Origin of the sequence: Alicyclobacillus sp. SO9 (assembly GCF_016406125.1) — a bacterium.
In the GTDB taxonomy this organism is placed as follows: Bacteria; Bacillota; Bacilli; order Alicyclobacillales; family Alicyclobacillaceae; genus SO9.
On sequence record NZ_CP066339.1, the window covers coordinates 1,650,071 to 1,670,602 of the forward strand.

18 protein-coding genes are annotated in these 20,532 nt (G+C 48.5%); 4 read left to right on the forward strand and 14 right to left on the reverse strand.

All coding sequences use genetic code 11. The features are described 5' to 3' along the window. Window positions 1-51 precede the first annotated feature (51 nt). Complete coding sequence (locus GI364_RS07405) at window positions 52-1,236, forward strand: S1C family serine protease (RefSeq protein WP_198852995.1); 1,185 nt, start codon at window positions 52-54, stop codon at window positions 1,234-1,236. A gap of 37 nt (window positions 1,237-1,273) precedes the next feature. Here GI364_RS07405 and GI364_RS07410 read toward each other — a convergent pair whose 3' ends face one another. The 6 genes from GI364_RS07410 to GI364_RS07435 all read right to left on the reverse strand — a co-directional run bounded on the left by GI364_RS07410 (window position 1,274) and on the right by GI364_RS07435 (window position 8,219). After that, window positions 1,274-3,835 carry a YfhO family protein gene (locus tag GI364_RS07410; protein WP_198852996.1) on the reverse strand — a complete coding sequence of 854 codons (2,562 nt, stop codon included), beginning with the start codon at window positions 3,833-3,835 and terminating at the stop codon, window positions 1,274-1,276. Between the two features lie 42 nt (window positions 3,836-3,877). Further along, window positions 3,878-4,342 (reverse strand): hypothetical protein, encoded by a 465-nt coding sequence (locus GI364_RS07415; protein WP_198852997.1) that lies wholly within the window; start codon window positions 4,340-4,342, stop codon window positions 3,878-3,880. A 164-nt stretch (window positions 4,343-4,506) separates the two neighbouring features. After that, a complete protein-coding gene (locus tag GI364_RS07420; RefSeq protein WP_198852998.1) occupies window positions 4,507-5,724 on the reverse strand; it encodes an ABC transporter permease in 1,218 nt (405 codons plus the stop codon). Next, window positions 5,717-6,403: an ABC transporter ATP-binding protein gene (locus tag GI364_RS07425; protein WP_198852999.1), complete on the reverse strand. Its 687-nt coding sequence runs from the start codon at window positions 6,401-6,403 to the stop codon at window positions 5,717-5,719. The genes GI364_RS07420 and GI364_RS07425 overlap by 8 nt, the downstream gene beginning before the upstream one ends. Next, window positions 6,400-7,509 carry an efflux RND transporter periplasmic adaptor subunit gene (locus tag GI364_RS07430; RefSeq protein ID WP_198853000.1) on the reverse strand — a complete coding sequence of 370 codons (1,110 nt, stop codon included), beginning with the start codon at window positions 7,507-7,509 and terminating at the stop codon, window positions 6,400-6,402. Before GI364_RS07430 ends, GI364_RS07425 begins: the two co-directional genes overlap by 4 nt. Before the next feature lie 29 nt (window positions 7,510-7,538). After that, window positions 7,539-8,219, reverse strand: coding sequence for a YIP1 family protein (locus GI364_RS07435; protein ID WP_198853001.1), 681 nt, complete (start codon window positions 8,217-8,219; stop codon window positions 7,539-7,541). A gap of 689 nt (window positions 8,220-8,908) precedes the next feature. Between GI364_RS07435 and GI364_RS07440 the strand changes: the two genes are divergently transcribed. Further along, window positions 8,909-10,576 (forward strand): transposase, encoded by a 1,668-nt coding sequence (locus GI364_RS07440; protein WP_198853002.1) that lies wholly within the window; start codon window positions 8,909-8,911, stop codon window positions 10,574-10,576. A 565-nt stretch (window positions 10,577-11,141) separates the two neighbouring features. Here the strand turns inward: GI364_RS07440 and GI364_RS07445 are convergent. Both GI364_RS07445 and GI364_RS07450 read right to left on the reverse strand, forming a co-directional pair. Beyond that, a complete protein-coding gene (locus GI364_RS07445) occupies window positions 11,142-11,858 on the reverse strand; it encodes a polysaccharide deacetylase family protein (RefSeq protein ID WP_198853003.1) in 717 nt (238 codons plus the stop codon). Between the two features lie 248 nt (window positions 11,859-12,106). Continuing rightward, window positions 12,107-12,568 carry a sigma-70 family RNA polymerase sigma factor gene (locus GI364_RS07450; RefSeq protein WP_255524613.1) on the reverse strand — a complete coding sequence of 154 codons (462 nt, stop codon included), beginning with the start codon at window positions 12,566-12,568 and terminating at the stop codon, window positions 12,107-12,109. A 141-nt stretch (window positions 12,569-12,709) separates the two neighbouring features. On the opposite strand from GI364_RS07450, the gene GI364_RS07455 reads away from it, so the two are divergent. After that, entirely contained in the window at window positions 12,710-14,263 is a 1,554-nt protein-coding gene (locus GI364_RS07455) for a recombinase family protein (RefSeq protein ID WP_198853005.1), read from the forward strand. Between the two features lie 106 nt (window positions 14,264-14,369). On the opposite strand, the gene GI364_RS07460 is transcribed toward GI364_RS07455, so the two are convergent. The 6 genes from GI364_RS07460 to rnz form a co-directional block, all read right to left on the reverse strand. After that, window positions 14,370-15,494: an MBL fold metallo-hydrolase gene (locus tag GI364_RS07460; protein WP_198853006.1), complete on the reverse strand. Its 1,125-nt coding sequence runs from the start codon at window positions 15,492-15,494 to the stop codon at window positions 14,370-14,372. A 244-nt stretch (window positions 15,495-15,738) separates the two neighbouring features. Next, window positions 15,739-16,095, reverse strand: a complete 357-nt coding sequence (locus GI364_RS07465) for a hypothetical protein (protein ID WP_198853007.1) — start codon at window positions 16,093-16,095, stop codon at window positions 15,739-15,741. 6 nt (window positions 16,096-16,101) lie between these two features. After that, window positions 16,102-16,914, reverse strand: a complete 813-nt coding sequence (locus GI364_RS07470) for a 4Fe-4S binding protein (RefSeq protein WP_198853008.1) — start codon at window positions 16,912-16,914, stop codon at window positions 16,102-16,104. 287 nt (window positions 16,915-17,201) lie between these two features. Beyond that, the gene (locus GI364_RS07475) at window positions 17,202-17,546 is read right to left on the reverse strand and encodes a sigma-70 family RNA polymerase sigma factor (RefSeq protein WP_233096051.1); all 345 of its coding nucleotides are present in this window, start codon (window positions 17,544-17,546) and stop codon (window positions 17,202-17,204) included. 119 nt (window positions 17,547-17,665) lie between these two features. Beyond that, window positions 17,666-18,313 carry an SGNH/GDSL hydrolase family protein gene (locus tag GI364_RS07480; protein WP_198853009.1) on the reverse strand — a complete coding sequence of 216 codons (648 nt, stop codon included), beginning with the start codon at window positions 18,311-18,313 and terminating at the stop codon, window positions 17,666-17,668. A gap of 207 nt (window positions 18,314-18,520) precedes the next feature. Continuing rightward, on the reverse strand, window positions 18,521-19,450 hold the full coding sequence (gene rnz, locus GI364_RS07485; RefSeq protein ID WP_198853010.1) for a ribonuclease Z: 930 nt from the start codon (window positions 19,448-19,450) through the stop codon (window positions 18,521-18,523). A gap of 47 nt (window positions 19,451-19,497) precedes the next feature. On the opposite strand from rnz, the gene GI364_RS07490 reads away from it, so the two are divergent. Beyond that, window positions 19,498-20,469, forward strand: a complete 972-nt coding sequence (locus GI364_RS07490; RefSeq protein WP_198853011.1) for a 2-hydroxyacid dehydrogenase — start codon at window positions 19,498-19,500, stop codon at window positions 20,467-20,469. Window positions 20,470-20,532: the final 63 nt, after the last annotated feature.

Consider the following 20,532-nt stretch of genomic DNA (forward strand, 5'->3'; position numbering starts at 1 on the left):
GCTTTCAGAGCCTGGACGGTTGCGGTATCATGAATCCAAGGAGGGGTTCGGTTGGCATCCAGATGGAACGATGATTTTGACAATTGGAGCAGCGGCCGACGGCGCAGTCAGTTATGGGTCGTTGTTGTCGTTGTCGGTGTAGTTCTATACATAGCCGGAGTATTCAGCGGGATGTGGATCCGCCCACAGTCAGTACAAACAGCTCCGGCGCCTGCGAATGCTACGCAGGACAACTCTCAAAACGCTGGGGGGCAATTGCCTGCTGGCGGGGTATCCTCGAACGTGGTTACCAGAGTCTACAAAGCATCTCTTCCGAGTATTGTAACCATTACTTCGATTCCACCCAACTCGAAGAATGGGTCTCAGGCAGATATCGGAACCGGATTTCTCGTCGATACAAAAGGAGACATTGTCACAAACAATCACGTCGTAGCAGGGCAGCCAACGGTTCAAGTGACAACAGGTGGGCATACCTACAAGGGCTCTGTTGTGGGTACGGATCCGCTCGATGACTTAGCGGTTGTCAGAGTGGCAGAATTAGTCGGGAAAAAACCTCTTCCGCTAGGCTCTGCCAAGCATTTGGTGCCTGGACAGACCGTCGTGGCCATTGGTAATCCCTTTGCTTTAACGGGATCGGTCAGTTCTGGCATTGTGAGCGGCTTAAACCGCTCCATGCCCACTAAAAGCGGGCGTGTTATGAGCGGTCTGGTGCAAACAGATGCAGTTCTGAACCCTGGCAATTCAGGCGGTCCACTGTTGAACAGCAAGGGCCAAGTCGTTGGCATCAATACAGCGATTGAGAGTCCAATCGAAGGTTCTGTTGGAATTGGGTTCGCAATTCCCATCGATCGCTTTCGTTCCGTGATGCCAAAACTTGTTGCCGGAAAGACAATTCAGCATCCGTATCTGGGCATTTCTGCCCTTCCAATTGACCCGGTCATTCAACAGAAGTATCAGTTGCCTGTCAGCGAGGGCGTGTTGGTGATTAGTGTTAAGAAAGGTGGTCCGGCAGCGAAAGCAGGAATTCGTGGAGACACGGGGACCACAAAGAAGATTAAAGGTGACGGCGATGTGATTACACAAATCAATGGCAAGCCTGTCACAAGTGTTGCCAGCTTGACAGCTGCCATCAGCGATTACAGCGTTGGCAGCAAAGTCACAGTCACGCTCCTCAGACATGGAAAAACCATGCATGTGCAGGTTGTGCTGGGAAAATGGCCGAAGAGCCTGTCGTAAACCCGACAGGCTTTGAAAGACGACTTGAGCGTTTGAACTAGTTTCTTCGGGGTGTCGATTTGTTCTTAAATGAAACCATGTTTCGGACAGAGCTGCCATCGAGAAGAAGGATGACTGAAAACAGCAGTGTAATCAAACTGATGCCGAGCCCCGCTTGAAACGAGCGGGGCTTGTAGTTCAGAGTGATGACGTGCTTGCCGCGGGAAACGTGAACCGCCGTCAGCATTGAGGATATCCGGGTTACAGGTGTCTTTTTGCCGTCAACCGTCGCTTCCCAGTTTGGGTCATAGGTTTGCGAAAGAACGAACTCTCCGCTGTGCCCTGCGTTTACGGTCCAGCTTTGTTGGTTCGGAGTCCACGCTTTCAGTTTGGCAGTTCCATAGTCTGGATGCAAAGGGTCGTTGGGAGAGGTGACCCAGGCTGCATACAGCGGGTTTGGATTCTTCCAAACAGTAACCCCATTAAAGTCGGCTACCTTCTTCCAGACACGGGCGCCGAAGGTCCGATTCACGTTATAGCTAACGGTTCCATGGCTGGTAAACAGCTGGACGGTCTTGACATTGAATGTTCCTTGCCAACTTTGACTTGTAATCGTCACTTTCGTGGCTGCAGTTTTTGGCCAAGTCTTTGGAATAGGGATCACGTACGAGGGTGCCGGCCACCCAGAAATTTGCTCAGTATAGTAATGCGAACCGCTTTGCAGCGTGACAGAGAACAGTGGTGCGTAGGCATCAATGACTGTATGATGTGCACCCATCACAATGCGAAGTGAGGACGTATTTTTCAGTCGCGGCAACCAGTGCATCCACTTTGCCACCCCCTGACTGCTAGAGGTAAGACCTCCGGCGTCAGCGCCTGTTACGATGTACTCCACACCCAAAGCATTAATGAACTGCCGTGGTTCAGAGAGGAACGTGCGGTCCCGCCACGTGAGATTAACATCTCGTACATACCAGTCGGCCACGAGAGAATCATAGCCGTTGATAGAGGGGATGCGATTGATTGCCGACCGGTCCAGCATCAGCGAGTTGGTTCCCAGTGAGGCAACCCGCGAAAAGGGGTAGGGGCCGGACAAATGAGTGGAAATGAACTTTTGCAAAGGCGTCGGCTGCCGAAAGTGGCCCTGTTCCCACTCGACAAATTGGGACATGGAGTAGGTCTGAGAAACGAGATCGACCACTGCAATCACCGCTAATCCGTAGCCCAGCCACGATTTGGCGCGGTCTGGGACGGCAAAGCTCACAACGATGATAAGCAGGAGCAGTACCAGCAGGGTTAGAGGCACCCAGAAGCCGGCGGGAGTCATCTTTACATACGGACCTATCCACCGCACACCGAGCAGCACAACAATCAGCACTGACACTGTTGAGGTAATGAGAACACGAAGAGTTCGCTGTGAGCTTGCCTGAAGCAGTTGTGCAAATCCGATTGCAGCTAAAATCGCTAACGAGAAGTCGGTTAATCCTACATACCGCGCGGGTACGCGAAAGAGATTGAAAACCGGAACGTCAGTCAGGATGTGAGAAAACACGGTGTTGGAACCAAGTGCCAGAAGCAATGTGAACACCCCAATGACAGCTAGGGTCCTTACCGTCCGGTCTTTAATAAATTTCCAACATGCTGTGGCGATGGCGGCAATCAAAAAGACAATCCCGGCGTATGAGAGAAATTCCCAAAAGTTGGGTATGTAGTACAGGGTTTCGAAATGGTTCACTGTAAAAGGCTGGCTGGTATATCCGCCTCCAGCAGCAAACGGGAGCAGCAGTTGGAGCAGCCCGGACCATGGCAAAGACCCGAGCAACAGAAAACTCTTACTTACATCTGCTCTATCCGAATAGCTTACGAGTTGAAGGGTAGGAATTAACTGAGCGGAAGCCAACAGACCACCCAATGCAAAGGCCGTCAAAGTAAAAAACCAACGTTTCAGTGCTTGAAAACTTGGACTCCAAAGCCACATCAGCGCCGCATACAGAACCACGAACAATGCGGTGTAAAACGTAATTTGAGGATGGCCTGCAAAGACTTCCATAGCGAACGCCAGACCGAGGAAGACAAATCTTCGCCTTGTGAAGCGCTCATGCAGGCGCAGAAACAGTAGAAAAATAAGCGGTAACCAGCTCATCGCATCGAACATCTGCGTATGAATCTGATGACCGACCAGAAAGCCGCTGTCGGCAAAACATACAGCCCCGAGGACCGCTGCAACGCGATGCCGTGACACGTGCCAGGACAAAGCGTACATACCTACAGCTAGAAGAATTTCATGAAGCACGTATGAGAGTTTCGTCGCAAAGACGATTGGAAACAGCACAAAGACAATATTGGGCAAATACAACGGTCCTGATTGCCCAGCTGCCAATAAGGGTTGTCCGCCAAAGTTAAAAGGATTCCACAGCGGCCAGCGGCCATTGTCGTAGAACCACTTTAATAGTTGTCTCTGCGGTATATTCAGGTTAGATAAATCATCAGTTCCAGGCACGCCTGTATGTATCCATGCTGGGTAAGACAGGACGACCAGCACGATTGTTATCAACAGAAAAAAACCGTGGCGCCGTCCGAAACGTGCACAGCGTGAGGCCCACGTTGTCAATGAACTCAAATCTGTCCCTCACATTCCACCAGAGTCGCTTGTTACGGCTGGTTATGACTTTTGTTTAATTGCACTCAAGACCGGTGATGAAGATGCCTTAAACAATCTCCCATTATATTGTAGATAGAGCTGATTGGGAAGAGAAGCCTGCAAAAGACGCAAGTGCCAGGACTTTGATTTGAACTCTATATAGAGGTTGCCAATAACTTTTTCTTCGCTCTGTTTAAGCTTGACTGCAGTTGGCTGTGCAGACGCCAAGGCTTCCAATACTTTTACAATCTTGTTGTGAGCGGTAATAAAGTAGATGTTTGGTTTTGTATTGGTAGGGTTGTTGGGCTTCGGTTGAACCAGCAACTGCCGAATGTTATGCGCATCTATAGATTGTCCAAACACCATAAAGCTGCGGTGTTGTTGGCGGAAATCAACATACAGTGCCGCAAACACAATTAACACAATGAACAACGGTATCAACCAAGCCGTTACAGGGAATTTTTGCCGTCTCGAACGCAGGTACATAGCAGCCACTCCGGATCGAAAAGTAGTGTGATAGAGCTCATGTTGAAAGGGTTTGGGAAAGTCCAAAACAACTCCCACATTATCAGACGATTGAAACATCAATTTTGTTACAGCAACGATGAAATAACGTTCAAGACAATGTGTAACGACTTATTCATAACAACTTATTCATATCGAAGAGACTCAATTGGATTGAGGCGCGAAGCACGACTCGCGGGATACAGCCCGCAAATGATGCCAATGATTGCAGAGAACAGAAAACTGCCGACAACAGACTGCCAAGACACAAGCGCAGAGAGGTGAAAGGAAGCTGAGACAATGACAGCAGTGAGCCAACCTAAGACAATACCGATGCCGCCGCCCAGGGTTGTTAAAACCATTGCTTCAACCAAAAATTGCCATAAAATGGTGGTTCGAGTGGCACCGAGAGACATACGTATGCCAATTTCCCGGGTTCGCTCGGTGACGGATACCAGCATGATATTCATCACGCCAATGCCGCCTACAAGCAGGGCGATACCTGCAATCGCACCTATAATGACCGTAATTGTAGTCGTGACTTTTCCAATCAAATTTGTAACGCTGGTAATGTAGCTGGAGGCGTCCGTAAATGCGTTCGAATGGTATTTTGCATTCAGGACTGCAATCACACGTGCGGAGATTGCTTTCTTATTTTGCCCCGTTTGGGTTCGAATGTCCATGGTATAAATCGGTTTTCCAGGATACAAATCTGAGAACGTGGACGTGGGAACATAGACATTCTTGTTCGGAACAAGATTTGCCAAGGGGGAAGAGTTGGTCGATTTCGAAATACCAATTACCTGCAATAATTGTCCTTGCAACGACACAAAGTGTCCAACAGCGTCTTGCGGCTTGTTTTTGTTAAACAAGTCTTTGGCAACTTGTGTCGATAAGACCGCTACGTGGCGATGTGCTGTATTGTCCATCGGCAAATACATTCTTCCCGCGGAAATTTTAAACTTGTCTAAAGATGGTAAGTAACTTGGCCCGGCTGTCACGGTAATACTCTCTCGTTTACCGGCGTATGAAAGCGTGTCGCTGGTTTGAGGTGTGGTGTAGACGTCCTTCACCCCTGAAAATCCGCGCACCAGCTGGAAGTCCGAGGGGCTAAACGACCGAATTTGACTTGGATTCGCTTGACCTTGCGCCGATAACAGGCTCTTTGGAATGATTTCAACTGTGTCTTGCGGATTGGCACTTTGAATCTCATTTAAAATCGCGCTTTTTCCACCCTGTCCAATTGCCACAATCGTGATGATAGAGCCGACGCCTACGATAATCCCAATCATTGTAAGGACAGAACGGAGTTTATTGACAAGCAATGAGTCAAATGCACTTCTCCACAGCTCTATGTTAAACATCTGCCTGCCCCCCTGTGTCGTCTTCTATGGTCCCGTCTCGCATTCTCACAATTCGCTGTGCGTAGGAGGCAACCTGCGTGTCGTGCGTTATCAGAACGACGGTCGTACCCGCTTGATTCACTTCCACCATTGTTTGCAGGATTTGACCACTGGTGACAGAGTCCAGCGATCCCGTTGGTTCATCCGCCAACAGGACGGGCGGATTGTTTGCCAGTGCCCGGGCGATAGCCACGCGCTGCCGCTGGCCGCCGGACAGTTCTGTGGGGCGGTGATGAATACGGTCAGCAAGCCCCATTCTGTCCAGCAGTTGCTCTGCCCGCTGTCTCCGCTCAGCCCGTGGTACATTCGCGTATACCATCGGGAGCTCTACGTTTCGCACGGAGCTCATACGCGGTAAAAGATAGAAGTTCTGAAAGATGAATCCGATGTGCCTGTTGCGTGTCTCGGCGGCACTAGTATTGGAAAGTGCATTGACCTCTTGGCCGTCCAAGACATACCGACCGGTTGTTGGCACATCCAAACAACCAATAATATTCATAAGCGTTGTCTTGCCTGAACCAGAGGGACCAAGAATAGCAACGAATTCACCGGCTTTGATAGACAAATCAATATGCTTTAAGGCATCAAAGCTGTTTTGCCCCATTTGGTAGGATTTTGAGATGTCCTCCAACAAAATCATTTTGCAGACACATCCTGACCTGTGACCAGGCCGCTGGGCGGATTCACAATGACTTTCTCTCCCGCCGACAAGCCATCCGTCACCTGTGCAGCCTTGTTTCCCGTGACGCCAAGCTTAATGTTGACGAGTTTGGCTTTTCCGCTCTTGTCAACCCAGACCTGACTTCCATTCCCGTTCTCAACTAACGCAGAATATGGAATCGTTAGACCTGAGACGGTTTTGGCGTTAATGGTCAGATTTACATTGAAACCGGGGTGCACGGGAAATTTGCTTGGGACGGATACCTTCACGTTCACATTAGCAGAGCCGCCGCTGTTAACCGTTGCAACAGGAGAGACGATTTTCACTTTGCCGCTCCAGGACTTTCCTGGGAAAGCCGTAGACGTTATTTTTACTTGCTCTCCTTTAGAAATGAGCGCTGCATTGGCTTGGGACAGAGATGCATCCACTTCGAGGCGCTTTAAGTTCAATACTTTAACTAAAGCACCCGACGATCCGTTTCCGCCGGCAGACCCGGTATCGCTGGAGGACACTTCTATAACGGTTCCGGAAATAGGGCTTTTTAGCGTCGCTTGTTGTACGTTGTCCTTCGCTTGTTTTAGACTCGACAACGCGTTTTGATACTGAATTTCATCTCCTTGAACCGCCTGTTCCAGCTGAATGTATGCTGAGGAGGTATGTGACGCCCCGGCTTTGTCGGCATTGTCGCGGAGTTTTTTGGCATTACTCAGAATTGCGCTTTGGGCGTTTAGTACAGATTGAGCAGTATCCACTTTGTCTTTTAGTGTTGTATCCGGATAGGTGACAAGCGTCTGCCCCTTGCTCACGTGCTGACCGAGAGATACATGAATGGAAGGCCTGCCGGAGATTCCCGCAACGGGATAGACCGCCGCAGTGGATGAAGAAGCAACAGAACCTGTGGAGAATACTTGCTGCGTTATTGTTCCGTTTTTGACGGTTGTCGTATGGACGGACAGGCCCTTGGTTGTCGTGTTATGATGCACCAAGATATAGGCGCCGGTAGCAATTGCAATACCAGCGACTACAATTATCCAGCCGTACCGTTTCAGGCCGCTCCGTCTGTCCTGACGAGCTTCTGCTTGCATTGTCAGTCTCCTCTCCATCTCACGGTCTTCTACTTAACGCGCAAATATATGAGGATAAGACCTAAAATCGTGACAATAAGAACCGGACCCGATGCCTTCCCTTTGCTTGAGCCTGTGACTTCTGCAACACCCGCAATGGTGATATACAGCATCCACAGCCAGAAGATGGACAGAGCACTTAATAAGGCTCCCGTATGACTGGTGGGGCTGGCCTGGACTAACATGTTCAGGGAGAGAAATCCCTTTGTCATGGTTCCAGTAGAAACTATCACAATCCCTGTCACGACGGCTTCAAGGGCTGCGATGATATGTGCGTTGGAGAGAATACCCAATGTATTGCGATAACTAAGATTCATACCAAATAATTTCGTCAGGACCCACAGAATCAGACCGCCTAGTAAAACAGAAATCCATGGACCAATAAAACCGGCTATTACAAGTCCGCCTTCAGTGATTGACTTCACCAGGGCTGCAGCGCCTGGCGCTTTGGCACTGGCCTGCTGCAGAGTCTGTTGGAACACCGCAGAATGCATGAGCGTCGGTAACTCAGCGATAGCCATGATTCCGGTAACAACGGAGACGATGATTAAAGGCAACACCCACGGGACCCGCGTTCGCCTGGTTCTGAAGAACTCACTTGGGCTGGAAATGAGAGAAAACCAACTAGATTTCGCCTGGTCTTCAATTGGTTGCTGAGGAGACGTATCCATTTACTAACCTCCAATAGAACTATTTGGGTTTTGTTGTAATGATTGCAGTCCATTCTATACTTTATATTACAATTTTCGCTATGTAAACGCACTGGAGAATATAAAGTCCCACTCCTCAGAAATGGAGATAACACCCATAATTAGAGCCGCTCGTACGAATGTCTCTCCTGCGTCTTTTTCGAGCATGTCCTGTGGAGTATCGCTTCGGCATCGTCCAGAGGTGCCTGAGACTACGGGCATGAGCTTTCAAGATTGCTGTTATATGCAAATAATTGGTATACGTACTCGGTCATGTGATAAATCAAGTGACAGATAGGGAGGTAGCTGTTCAACAGGTGATTTACAAACTGATTGTCTGTGTCAAATGTGGAAGATAAACAGGATTATCCTGTTTATCATTATATTGAACCGATGAACCTGCCTATACCATTAGTCTACTAGCGATCCTGTGACAAGCTTCGGAACCCCGGCCACGCCAAAAATACCCATTAGGGGTATTTTGGCGTGGGTGACCGCAATTTTCGGGGGTAACGGCAACTATATAGAGATTCCATAGAGACTGTCGATGAACTAGATAGGATAAGAGTCTCCAATTTTTGAATTTAACTCGTTATATCTTGATATTTATCCATAATTCGCTTGTTTTCGTGTATAATTGAATTATCAAAAAACAAGCGGGAGTTGGAGATATGAGCGGGGTTAAGTACAAGAACTTTGAGCAGGCTTCCTTCGAAGACCTAATGGTGTACTCGGCGATACCACCTCACCCATTCTGGGATATGGTGGCGAAACACATTGACTTTTCCTTCGCAAATAAGCTGTGTGCTCCTTTGTACTCGCCGCTCGGCCAGCACCCCTACGCCCCGTCGTTGAAACTGAAAATCCATCTCATACAGCGATACTACAATATTTCCGACCGAGAGATGGAATTAAAGATCGTCGGTGACATCTTTATCAAGCGATTCTTGGGTGTTCCGGTTTCGCTCGCCAAATTTGACCATAGCACAATTGCATTAGACAGGAGTCGACTTGGGGCGGACATATTTCATGCCTGTCATATGAACATCCTTGCTCAAGCCCTAAACCACGGTATGTGGGGCCAAGACGATGACCGTTGGTTGGTGGATGCGTTCCACACCTATGCCAATGTTGCCGCGCCAAGTACATACGAGCTTATTCAACAGGCTGCCCAAAAGCTTGTACGTCACCTGAAACGTAGGAGCCCAGCACATTATGCACAACTGAAAGCAGACATGGATGTGGGGGTGTTCTTCCGCAAGCTCAAACGTGATGTTCGGGGGACTGAAAGGAATCTCGCCTTCAGTAACCTATGCGTTTTAGGGTTTGGATTGGTGGCATGGATGAAACGCACAGAGGCTGACGAGGGGGTTACAAAATGGGAAGACCCCAGTGAACAGGAGACGGCAGAGCAACAATGCGAGGTGATGCTGCGCATTTTGCGTGAAAATGTGGACTCAAAGGAACAGGATGAGGACTCATCCGGTTCATCTGACAGCAGTGGACCACAGAATAGAGGCTTTCAATACGCTGAACTGGGTCAAAAGGAGAAACCCGCCGACCGCGTAGTCAGTGCCCATGACCCAGAGGTACGTATAGGGCACAAATCCAAGAAGCTGGCGTTTCTGGGTGACAAGACGCAAGTAGTGGAATCTGCAAGCTCTCACTTAGTCCTCAATGCAGAGCCGATCCCTGGTAATGAAGCGGATGGGGTTACACTGGAAAACGTGGTGAAGACGGTCGTGGAGCAGTTCGACAAACGCCCCAAGGAAGTGGTGGCAGACGCAGCTTACGGAAGCGGGGAGAATCGCGATAAACTTGTCAACGGGTTACACATTCATCTGACCGCACCATTGGCTAAAGTCACCAACCCTTCTGGCAAGGCATTTCGAACGGAGGACTTCACATATTTACCGGAAGATGACGTGGTCGTGTGTCCTGAAGGGCAGAGATCGGTTCGCAGGACTCACATTAAGAAATCTAAGGGTTCGCAATATGGATTTGCCGAACAAGTTTGTGGACAATGTTCTCTACGTGGGCAGTGTACCGACCATGCCAAAGGTCGCACTGTATTTGTAAGTGACTATTGGGCACTGCTGCAAGAGGCAAAGAAGTATAATGCGAGCGCGCAAGGGCAAGAGGCGTTACGAGCTCGGTACGAAATTGAGCGCACCAATAACGAGATGAAACGCCACCACGGGCTCGAAAGACCGCGAACCCGTGGCCGAAAGAAATTGCGAATTGACGTCAAAATTACGTCCATGGTCGTCAACGTCAAAGTCATGGTAAAGACCCTGGTGGAACGTTGTAAACCGTTAGAGGCCCCCGTCTGCTCTTAGAAGAAAGCGAGAGTAAAAAATGGAGGGATTGACAGTGGAAATCCCACGATTTCTGTTACTGACAATCAAAATTATACCATTTGCATCCAATTCCTTTGAAAAAATTCCCTAACGAAGGAAAACAGGAGCCTTACAGCTCCTGTTAATAGACTGTCTCCCATAGGAGCTTATTTGCCGTTTTCTGTTCTGAAGCGCTTGAATAAGCTCCTGCGAGGAGCTTAAGTGGCACCCAGAGGTCTGTTTTGGGGTGAATTTGAGGGATTAAGCTCTTCTGGGGAGTCTATTTTATAAGAGGAACTCTCTAAATCCGAATAAGCTCTTTTGGGGCTCTTATTTTAGCCAACCGGTCAGCCAGCCGGCCAGCCAGTCCTCAGCCGGTCAGCCTCGCCAGCAGCTTGCTGGTCACAGCTTTCGCGGGGCCATGTGCTGCTTTGGTTAATGCCGTGATTGAAATGATTTAAATGATTGAACAGAAGCCATGAACGCAGTAGGTATTTCCGAAGGGACGTAGGTGTTTCCAAATGGATGTAGTTATTTCCGAATGGAAGTAAGTATTTCTGTAAATTCATGCTTTCTGAGTCCGCTTTGAAGCTTGATACAGAATGCCGGGCAATTTCTTTGAGGTGATTGGTAAGGTGGAAAATACATAACCTTTGCTTCGATAATAGTGAATGATGTTCGGCAATGCCTGGATTGTATAACGACTATTAGAAACGCCGTCATGGAACAGCACAATGGAGTTAGGTCGAGCATGCTGTGTTACATTGTCATAGATTTTCTGTGATGAAGCTGTTTTCCAGTCTTCAGAGTCAACTGTCCACAGCGCTATGCGGTGTCCGTGAGCTAAAATGTGCTTGATTTCTGACTCATTAATCACTCCTCCAGGAGGTCTGTAGTACAATGGCTTCTTGTGACATATTTTTTCGATGATCTTATCTGTCTTTATGATGTCTGATACTGTAGGTTGAGTTTCTTGATTCGGAAATTCAAAAGATGGGTGAATAAATCCATGGTTCCCGATTTCATGTCCTTCGTTGGACATCCTTTTTATAATTCCAGGCAGTTCCAACACTCGATTACCAATAACAAAGAACGTTGCTTTCGCATGTTCTCGCTGCAGGATATCAAGTATTTTGGGGGTATAAATAAAACCGGGCCCGTCGTCAAAGGTTAAGTAAAGCACTTTGGGAACGCGATCATTGGCCTTGGCAGGTTGTGCCACAAAATAAACCAATAAAAGACTCGTTGTGAAAGTGATACACATTAATTTGAACCGATTCATTATGAAGAGCCCCTTATTTCGTTTTACGAAACTTAGTTTGGATTAAAGTCCGCTGTTTTATGAGAGGGGCGCTTCTAATTCGTGATTTGTGGTGTGAGGCTAATATGGGTGTAAAGAATATGAGCAAGATGAGGCAGGGTACCCGCTGATAGGGTACCCTGCCATGTCTTTGAGGCTTGTTGAGCGGCCGAAAGACGAGATGACATTGACACAAAACTTTGCTGTGGCTCGATTATGCTGTGGCTCGATTATGGTGTGTCTTGATTCTTCGGCCGGTACACAAACGGTTTTCGCTTGCGTTCACCTGCATAGGCTTGGTGGAACATCTTGAGCAGGGCCCGTTTTTCTAAGCGAGACACATAAGAACGGGATATCTTTAAATAATCGGCCACTTCATTCTGTGTCCAGTCCTTCCCGTCCTTTAAGCCAAAGCGAAGCTCAATGACGGTTCGTTCGCGGCCGTCAAGGACGTTCATCAATTTGTGCATATTGCCAATTTCAATTCTTTTATTGACTTCGTTCTCCGTCTGGTCTGCGTCGGACCCAAGAATATCAGATATGGTGATTTCGTTGCCTTCCTTATCGGTGCCAATTGGGCTGTAGAGAGAAATATCCTTTTTGGTTTTCTTTTGAGTACGTAGTTGCATTAGGATCTCATTCTGAATGTCAGAAGGCAGCGTAATAAATCTCCAATTGCATTGATAGGACAATCCCGTACTTGCGTAAAGTTTCTCTGAGGGGGAACTTCCGGGTGAAACTAACGATTCACGAAGGTGCAGGTGCGGACGAGTCGCGGCGAAACTTCTTTAAGCTGTTGCTTGACATGTACGAGAAGGGGATGCTGACTTCTCATGATAGCGATTTATGCGAGAGTATCCACGGAGGAACAGGCGAAACACGGATTCAGTCTGAACGACCAGATTCGGGAGGGGAGACGTAAAGCGGAGGCACTGTCCGGTGAACTTGTGGAGTATGTAGATGAGGGCGTTTCGGGTGAGCTCTTGGACCGACCGGCCTTGTCCAAGCTTCGTCAGGATTTGCATCGAGGTCTGATTGACACGGTCATTTGTCTTGACCCAGACAGGCTCTCTCGCAAGTTGATGAATCAGTTGATTCTCTCCGATGAAATTGAATCGCGTGCCAATTTGATGTTCGTGAACGGGGATTATGCTCATACACCTGAAGGGCAGCTCTTCTATCAGATGCGAGGAGCTATCAGCCAGTTCGAGAAGGCGAAAATCAATGAGAGAATGTCGCGTGGCCGACGGGAGAAAGCTCGTCAAGGCCGGGTGCTGCGTGACTTTCATATTTATGGATACGATTATCAGCAGACTACTGGACAATTCGTGGTGAACCCAAGAGAGGCATCTGTCGTACAACTGATTTTCAACTTGTTTACGAAACCGCCGGCAGATGTGCAAGGAATCAGTGGAATTGCGAACTATTTGAACCGCAGGGGCATCTTGGCGAAGCGCGGCGGTCCGTTTCACCGCCAGGTTGTACGTCAGATGTTGATGAATCGGGCCTACATTGGAGAGTTTTATCAAAACAAATGGAACACGGAAGGAATGTTCGCAAACAAGTATAAGAAGCCCGATGAACGTGTCCGTCAAAAGAAGAGACCTAAAGAGGAATGGATTAAGCTTCCCATACCAGCCATTATTACTGATGAGCAGTTCTATCATGCGAGTCGATTGCTGGAGCAAGCGAGACGGCGTTTTGCCGGGATCAGTCGCCACGTATACATCCTAAGCGGACTGCTTGTATGCGGTGATTGTGGAAATACATTGATGGGTCGGAAAGTGCGAAACTGGGGAAAAGAGGTCTATGTATACACAGATAGAAAGAGCGGATCAGCAGTACGGACAGAGAATCTAGGCTGTGGCACAGTTCTTCCCTGCACTACTCTCGACGACATCGTCTGGGATGAGGTGATAAACTGGGTAGGGCTGAAGACAATGAACGGAACAGAATTGAAGGCAACGAACGGAACAGCCGATGAGGCTGTCTTATGGGAGGACCTTGAATCTTCTCGCCACGAGATTGAGGAACAAATCCAGCGGATAAACCATGATTTGCAGCGGACGCAACTTGCTACGGAGCGTCTGTTGTCATTTCTGTATGACCCGGACTTGGACAGCGAAGCAGTGCGCAGAAAATTGAAGGAGTTCAAAGTGCAATACCAAAAGTTGCTTGACCAAAAGACAACTCTAGAGTTAGACCTGAAGACCTCACATGCTGCGACAAGTGAGGAGCGCCGCCGTACTATGGAACAGATTTGGCGGCGCCTCAGGGCACCTGATGAGGCGATAAATCCGGAACACAAACGCCAACTGGTCCGAACCGTTGTCAAGAACATCTACATTTCAAATGGAGGGGAGGCGGTGGATATCTACACATTCTGACAGTGGTTGCAGTTACCATCATAACCGCCGCTGTTACCATCCATATCCCCGCCGCAGTGATCGTTCATATGACGGCTGCAGTTACCATTCACATGAGCTCATCACGCTAGTGCTTGACAGCACAACGATTTGGACCTATTTCCAGTTCTGATTCCTCGTCCGCGGAGACTTGTTTATGATCCCGGTTGATGGAGATGATGGTTTCGTGATTTGGGGGTGTAACACCTGTATTGCCAACGGCAATCTGAACGAACACATCTTTGTCGGTCAGGTGCAGCATTGGATTCTTAGACCGAATTTCGCTTAGCGGTTCCCCTACATAGCCAGAGGAGTTGATTTCCCGAAAATCCGAATAATGACCTGGTAGTATCATCAATTGGTCAGACCAGTTCGCAATTGTTCTGCGAAGGGTCGCAAACATTTCTTCGGCCATCTCCCTGGCTCTTCCTTTTAAGTCTGAGCGCCCCAGACCGCTCACGAAAAGCGTGTCACCGGACAGTATATATTTCTCGTTAATTAGAAAGCATGTACTCGCTGCTGTATGACCGGGAGTACGAATACTTTTAATTCGCACATTGTCTTGCCCAAGGGAAAACGTCTTGTCATTTGGCACTGGGTTGAACGAAAAATTGGCGTCCTTGGCTTCTTCCGCTGCTATGAAGTAATTTGCCCCTGCTTGTTGTGCAAGCCTTGGCCCTCCTGAAATATGATCGGCGTGCAGGTGTGTATCAAATACAGATTTAATGTGCAGATTTAGTTGACGTGCAAAATCCAGATATTTGTCTGTATGACGCCCAGCGTCAAAGACAGCGGCATCCTTGCCGTCCGTGACGATATATGATAAACACCCCTTGGCCAATCGCATTACCTGGTAGATGGCAAAGCTGCTCGATGTAACGACAGGAAGCAACTCGTAAAATTCTGACCAGGCAGTCATGCCTCCGCTCAGAAACACGGCCTTGTAACCCTTATTTTCAAGCAACTCCGCAGCTTCTTGAGCAGAAATACCTTTGGCACAAACTGTAACGACTTCACGGTCTTTCGGGATTGCAGAAAAGGCCTCAACGCCATAGTGTCTCAACTTGCTGTTTTGGATATTTATGGATTGGACTTTCTCCCCTTCGATTTTCCAATCAGCGTAGGCATCTGCAGCTCGTACATCAAGCACCACAGCCCCCTCTTCAGAATCCATCCGTTCTTTTAGCTGTTCAGGCGTGATGGATTTCGGCATTCGGCTCACTCCTTTGTGAATCACTAAACAAGAATTCAAGTAGTTCCTTCGTAGCCTGTCCAAAACACAGGAATAGCCATTCAGGAAAGAATGGGTGCGAAGCAAATAAATTAAAGCAAGGGCGAGTGGAGAAGGGGGACTCGAAGCAGCTGCATTAGAAGCAGACAAATGAAATGAAAGGTGCATACACAATTCTACCCAAGAATTGTGTATGCACGAATGCAGCGGGTGCCAGGCACATCGGTTAACTGGAGTGTTTTTTCATATACGAAGCTAAGTCTGTTTTAAAATCATCGACACTGAAGTCATATTTGTTTGCAGCATCCTTTAATGTGGTGGATGCTTTCGTTTCAGTTGGCAACTTGGCAATTGTGTACAACTGGTCAATGGATACATGGGTGTGTTTTGAGACTTCTTCGAAGGTCATCCATCCCTTGATGTCCGTCTCGACTTGCTCCGTAGAGATTTGCTGTTCAGCAGGCACGGCGGGCACTCGTGTGATCCATGTACCGGTAAGCATTGCGGCTAAGATTGTGCCCCAGAACGTAATTAGGACCAGCACCATATAACCGTAGGGAGAAATTTTGATTTTAGGAATCAATGGTCTTCATCTCCGTTTCGTCTCCAACGAGAGCGCGCCATCTAACGGGCACGACTGGATGCAGTTCAGGCACTTAATACATTGTCCGTCACTGAGGACATTTGCTTGAGCCACATTCAGTCCCATGGGGCAGGAGCGGTTGCAAAGGTTGCATGATTTACACGAGTCGGGATTTCTCTTGAGTTTAAACAAGCTCAATCTGGAAAACAGTGAGAAGAAGGCCCCAAGAGGGCAGAGGTACTTACACCAAAACCGTTCCGACAGAATTGACAGGACAACGAATCCGGCAATCAGGAAGATTGGCAGCAGGGTTTCGAAGGAGAAGTGAAATATCGCTTTAAAAGGGTCGTAATCTGCAAACCAGAGTGAACCAAGTCGTATTGTGAAATACAAAATTAACAACAGAGAAGCAAAGCGTAAGTGGCGCAAGTATTTGTCCAAACGGGGACTGGGCAAAAAAGTTCTGCCAAAGATTTTCTTTCCGAATCCCGCCAGCACATCTTGAATCGTTCCAAGAGGGCAAATCCAGCTGCAAAAACTGGCACCTGTAAGGAGGGTCAAAAGCACAACTGAGACTAGAAGGACAATGTTGGAGAGGTTGGTTTTTGCCAAAAATGTACCGGTGGTGATGAATGTCCAGAATGTTTCGAGACCTCCAAAGACGCAATAGCTGTCGATGGGTGCAGACCCGCGGGGGCCCCCTCCCGTGGCCTGGTGACGAAGTCCCAGGTAAGCAATAACCAGGACTACAATCCCTTGGGAGACGTACCGCAGCAAGCGTAAACGTCTGGACGGGTGGAGCATGTGTGTCCGTTTCACTGGCATCATCCCTTGCGATTCAGTTTTCACAATATCACGATGACTGCTCCGACGTGTGTCAGTAGGCGTTTCCAGGAATGTCAACTGGGTTGGTAAGATAATTATCAGATAAATACGCTGGCAATGGCAGATGAAATGGCACTACAATCCGAAATACCCTGGATGGTATTTTCTTGCCTTATTAACTATATTGTTTAGTCTCTGTGATGGATTTTGTTTATTTTTCATTTGCGCTGGGAATGTAAGGTTAAGAAGATATCCAATATGTTCCGAATGCCTTATGACATTCAATTCTCATTCTGAATGCACCGTGCGGCATAAGTTGCAAATTTCGTTCCCTTTGTTGGCTGGTAGGTTTCTACCGCTTTGATGAGGCCAACGGTGCCGATGGAAATTAAATCATCGTGATCAATCCCGGACGTATCAAACTTCTTTGCGACGTGTGCTACGAGACGCAGATTATGCTCTATCAGTTCCTGATAGGCGTCACGGTCTCCATTCTGCCATCGTTCAAAGCATTCACGTTCTCGTTCCTTACTGAGGGGCTGAGGAAAAGACTGATGGACGTAACCGGTCACAAGGGTAATATCCTGAAACAACGCTGCAATGCCGAGAGCCATGGGTGATAGCAAATGCCTTTCACCTCCGGGAAGCAAAGGTCAGTATAGACCAGCGTATGCTTCCCGGTGAAAGATGGTGTCGGCTTTCTCACCGAGGGTTCATCGTACTTGAGAGCGACTTGTTTTAACGGTTAGGATGCAAGAATCGGCGCTAAGTTGCTTGCGATTACACGATGCCCCAGGTTGTTTGGATGAATAGGCGCCTTGTGCCGCACTAACACATCCTCAAGTTTCCCGGTTGTGTAGCCGGCAATCAGTTCTGGTTGACGTCCTTCAAACCATGCGTCCGCCGGCGCTAGTCCAGTGCCAAGCTTTGCACTGACCTCTCTCGTAACACTGTTTAAAGCAGCAATTGCTTCAACAGCCATCGGGCTGTTCGGAAAGGGGTTGTATTGGGTACACAGCACGACAGGAGTTCTGCTCACACCTTTAATTGCAGCCGTCATAGCGGCAATGTCCTTTCCGTACTGAACCAATGTGGTCTTAATAATGGATCTTGACGATCCGCTTAAAATTGCAAATCCTGCATCAACCAAATCGTCCCCGCCTACCCAGATGGTAATGGCACTTGACTGAGTGAGCGGCAGAGCGGAGTTGGCTGTCAGGGCGGAGAGCAGCGCTTCACTGTTCCAACCCGCTTCTGCAAGAATCTGATTGGACGCAAATGCCCTTCGTACTGCGGCAGTTTCTTTTACGACTAAAGCCGGATAAGCCAAAGTCGGACTTGAAGCTCCGAACCCAGCCGTAATGGAATCACCCAGCGCTGTATATCGAAACATGAGGAGTCACCTTCCTTGGCTGCAAGTTCGCCGTCCGTCCGCTGAATGGAAGACGAGTGATGGGAATCTGGAACTGATTTCATTGAATGCAGGCAAGGGACGAAGTGACCGGGGTAGATAACTACGGCATCTAAATTAGGCTGTACGGGTGAGGAACAGATGGCCAGCTGTGAGCAATTCGTATGGGGAAGCGTGCCCACGGCGGTTTCAAGGCTTTTGCGCAACTGGAACGATGAGGCCGTCTGCAGCTATCGTGACGTGAGGAAAGTTTTGTTCAGCTTGTGATTTTAGCATAGAAACGGTTTTGCTGTCGTATCGCTGACTGATGTGCGTGAGGATCAAATGCTTGACTTTGGCCTGATTTGCAACTTTGCCTGCATCAGAAGCAGTGGCATGCATGTACTTGGCAGCCAGTTGTGCTGCTTCATCACCAAAGGTGGATTCGTGGACTAAAACATTGGCTTTGTTCGCCAACGCAATGGACGTTTCTGTGTAACTTGTATCTCCGAGGATAGTGACCACCTGTCCCGGATGTGGCGGTGAGACTACATCCTTGGACAAAATTGTTCTGCCGTCAGGCAGGGTCACATTATGACCTTGTTTGAGCAGACCATACTCCGGTCCAGGTTTTAACCCCAGTTCCTTCAGGCGGTCTGCCTGAAGACTTCCGAGCTGCGGGCGTTCCTCGACACGGTAGCCGAGACATGGTACGTTGTGCTGAAGAAAGTCCGCCGTGACAATAGCGTGATGGTCTTCAGTTACGATACCAGATGTCGTGATTTCGTGAACATCAAGGTCGTAACCAAGATGGCTAAAGCTTGTTTCCATAGCTGTTTGGATAAAGGCCTTGATGCCCTCTGGCCCGTAAACGGTCAAAGGTGACACCGCACCTTGTGAGGAGCGGCTGGTGAGCAGGCCTGGAATGCCAAAAACGTGATCGCCGTGCATATGGGTCACAAACAGTTTTTCCAATTGATGAAGTTTGACAGGATACTTCAGGATTTGTTGCTGTGTTCCCTCGCCGCAGTCAAACATCCAAATACTCTGACGTTCTTGGGGCATGCGTAACACAATGGATGTTACATTCCGAGTTGGCGAAGGTATTCCTGCTCCGGTTCCAAGAAAAACCAAATCCATGAGGTGTTCCTCCTCAATGAGGATAAATAGGACAAGGGGGACTTCACTTGAATGACAGTGTATACCTTACCCGTAAACTTCCGCAAACCATCGTGGATTTTTTATCCCGGCACTACAATGTCCGCACCTATCCAAAGGAAGAAACTGCTGTACCTTATTATCAACTGATTGAGGATGTGAAAGGCACAAGTGCAATTCTCAGTCTGCTCACAGACAAAATTGATGACACTGTGATGGATGCAGCAGGTCCGTCCTTAAGCATCATTGCAAACATGGCTGTGGGGTATGACAACATCGACCTGCAGGCTGCAAAAGAGCGAAGTATTGTTGTTACGACCACACCGGACATTTTGACTGAGACCACCGCCGATCTCGGTTTTGCACTCCTCCTTGCCGCTGCCCGCCGCATTCCGCAGGCAGAAAGGGTGCTGCGTGAAGGCCGGTGGCAGACGTGGAGTCCAATGTTTTTGACGGGTCAAGAGGTCTATGGCAAGACCATTGGCATCATCGGTCTGGGCAGAATCGGTGAAGCAGTGGCACGGCGTGCCAAAGGTTTTGGAATGCGTCTGTTGTACCACAACCGCAGTCGGAAAATAGCTGCGGAACGAAGTTTGGGAGCCGAGTATACAGACTTGATGACACTCATGTCTGAAAGTGACTATGTCGTGGTGCTGGTACCTCTCACCAATGAAACCAAAGGACTGATTGGCAAAAAGCAGATTAATGCCATGAAGGCCAATGCGGTTTTTGTAAACATCGCGCGCGGAGACGTGGTTGATGAAACCGCTCTTTATGAGGCGCTCTCAGAAAACAAAATATGGGGAGCAGGATTGGACGTCTTTACAGATGAGCCCATTTCCACTCAGCATCCTTTTCTGACGCTGGATAATGTAGTGTTAGTTCCGCATATTGGATCGGCTGGTATTGAGACGCGCATGAAAATGGCCATGCTTGCGGCTCAGAACATTCATGCCGTGTTAAGCGGCAAACCGCCTTTGACACCGCTGCAGCTATCCTAACTTAGAGCGCAGCCAAATCACGCGGGTGCGCTTTTCGAATGAAGACAGACCTGACGTGTGGGA

Bases quoted from the DNA above. Each gene is read 5' to 3' on its own strand.
- GI364_RS07455 (WP_198853005.1), top strand. From the start codon at position 12,710: ATGATAGCGATTTATGCGAGAGTATCCACGGAGGAACAGGCGAAACAC.
- GI364_RS07460 (WP_198853006.1), bottom strand. From the start codon at position 15,494: ATGCCGAAATCCATCACGCCTGAACAGCTAAAAGAACGGATGGATTCT.
- rnz (WP_198853010.1), bottom strand. From the start codon at position 19,450: ATGGATTTGGTTTTTCTTGGAACCGGAGCAGGAATACCTTCGCCAACT.
- GI364_RS07425 (WP_198852999.1), bottom strand. From the start codon at position 6,403: ATGATTTTGTTGGAGGACATCTCAAAATCCTACCAAATGGGGCAAAAC.
- GI364_RS07415 (WP_198852997.1), bottom strand. From the start codon at position 4,342: ATGTACCTGCGTTCGAGACGGCAAAAATTCCCTGTAACGGCTTGGTTG.
- GI364_RS07445 (WP_198853003.1), bottom strand. From the start codon at position 11,858: ATGAATCGGTTCAAATTAATGTGTATCACTTTCACAACGAGTCTTTTA.
- GI364_RS07435 (WP_198853001.1), bottom strand. From the start codon at position 8,219: ATGGATACGTCTCCTCAGCAACCAATTGAAGACCAGGCGAAATCTAGT.
- GI364_RS07480 (WP_198853009.1), bottom strand. From the start codon at position 18,313: ATGTTTCGATATACAGCGCTGGGTGATTCCATTACGGCTGGGTTCGGA.
- GI364_RS07420 (WP_198852998.1), bottom strand. From the start codon at position 5,724: ATGTTTAACATAGAGCTGTGGAGAAGTGCATTTGACTCATTGCTTGTC.
- GI364_RS07440 (WP_198853002.1), top strand. From the start codon at position 8,909: ATGAGCGGGGTTAAGTACAAGAACTTTGAGCAGGCTTCCTTCGAAGAC.
- GI364_RS07430 (WP_198853000.1), bottom strand. From the start codon at position 7,509: ATGCAAGCAGAAGCTCGTCAGGACAGACGGAGCGGCCTGAAACGGTAC.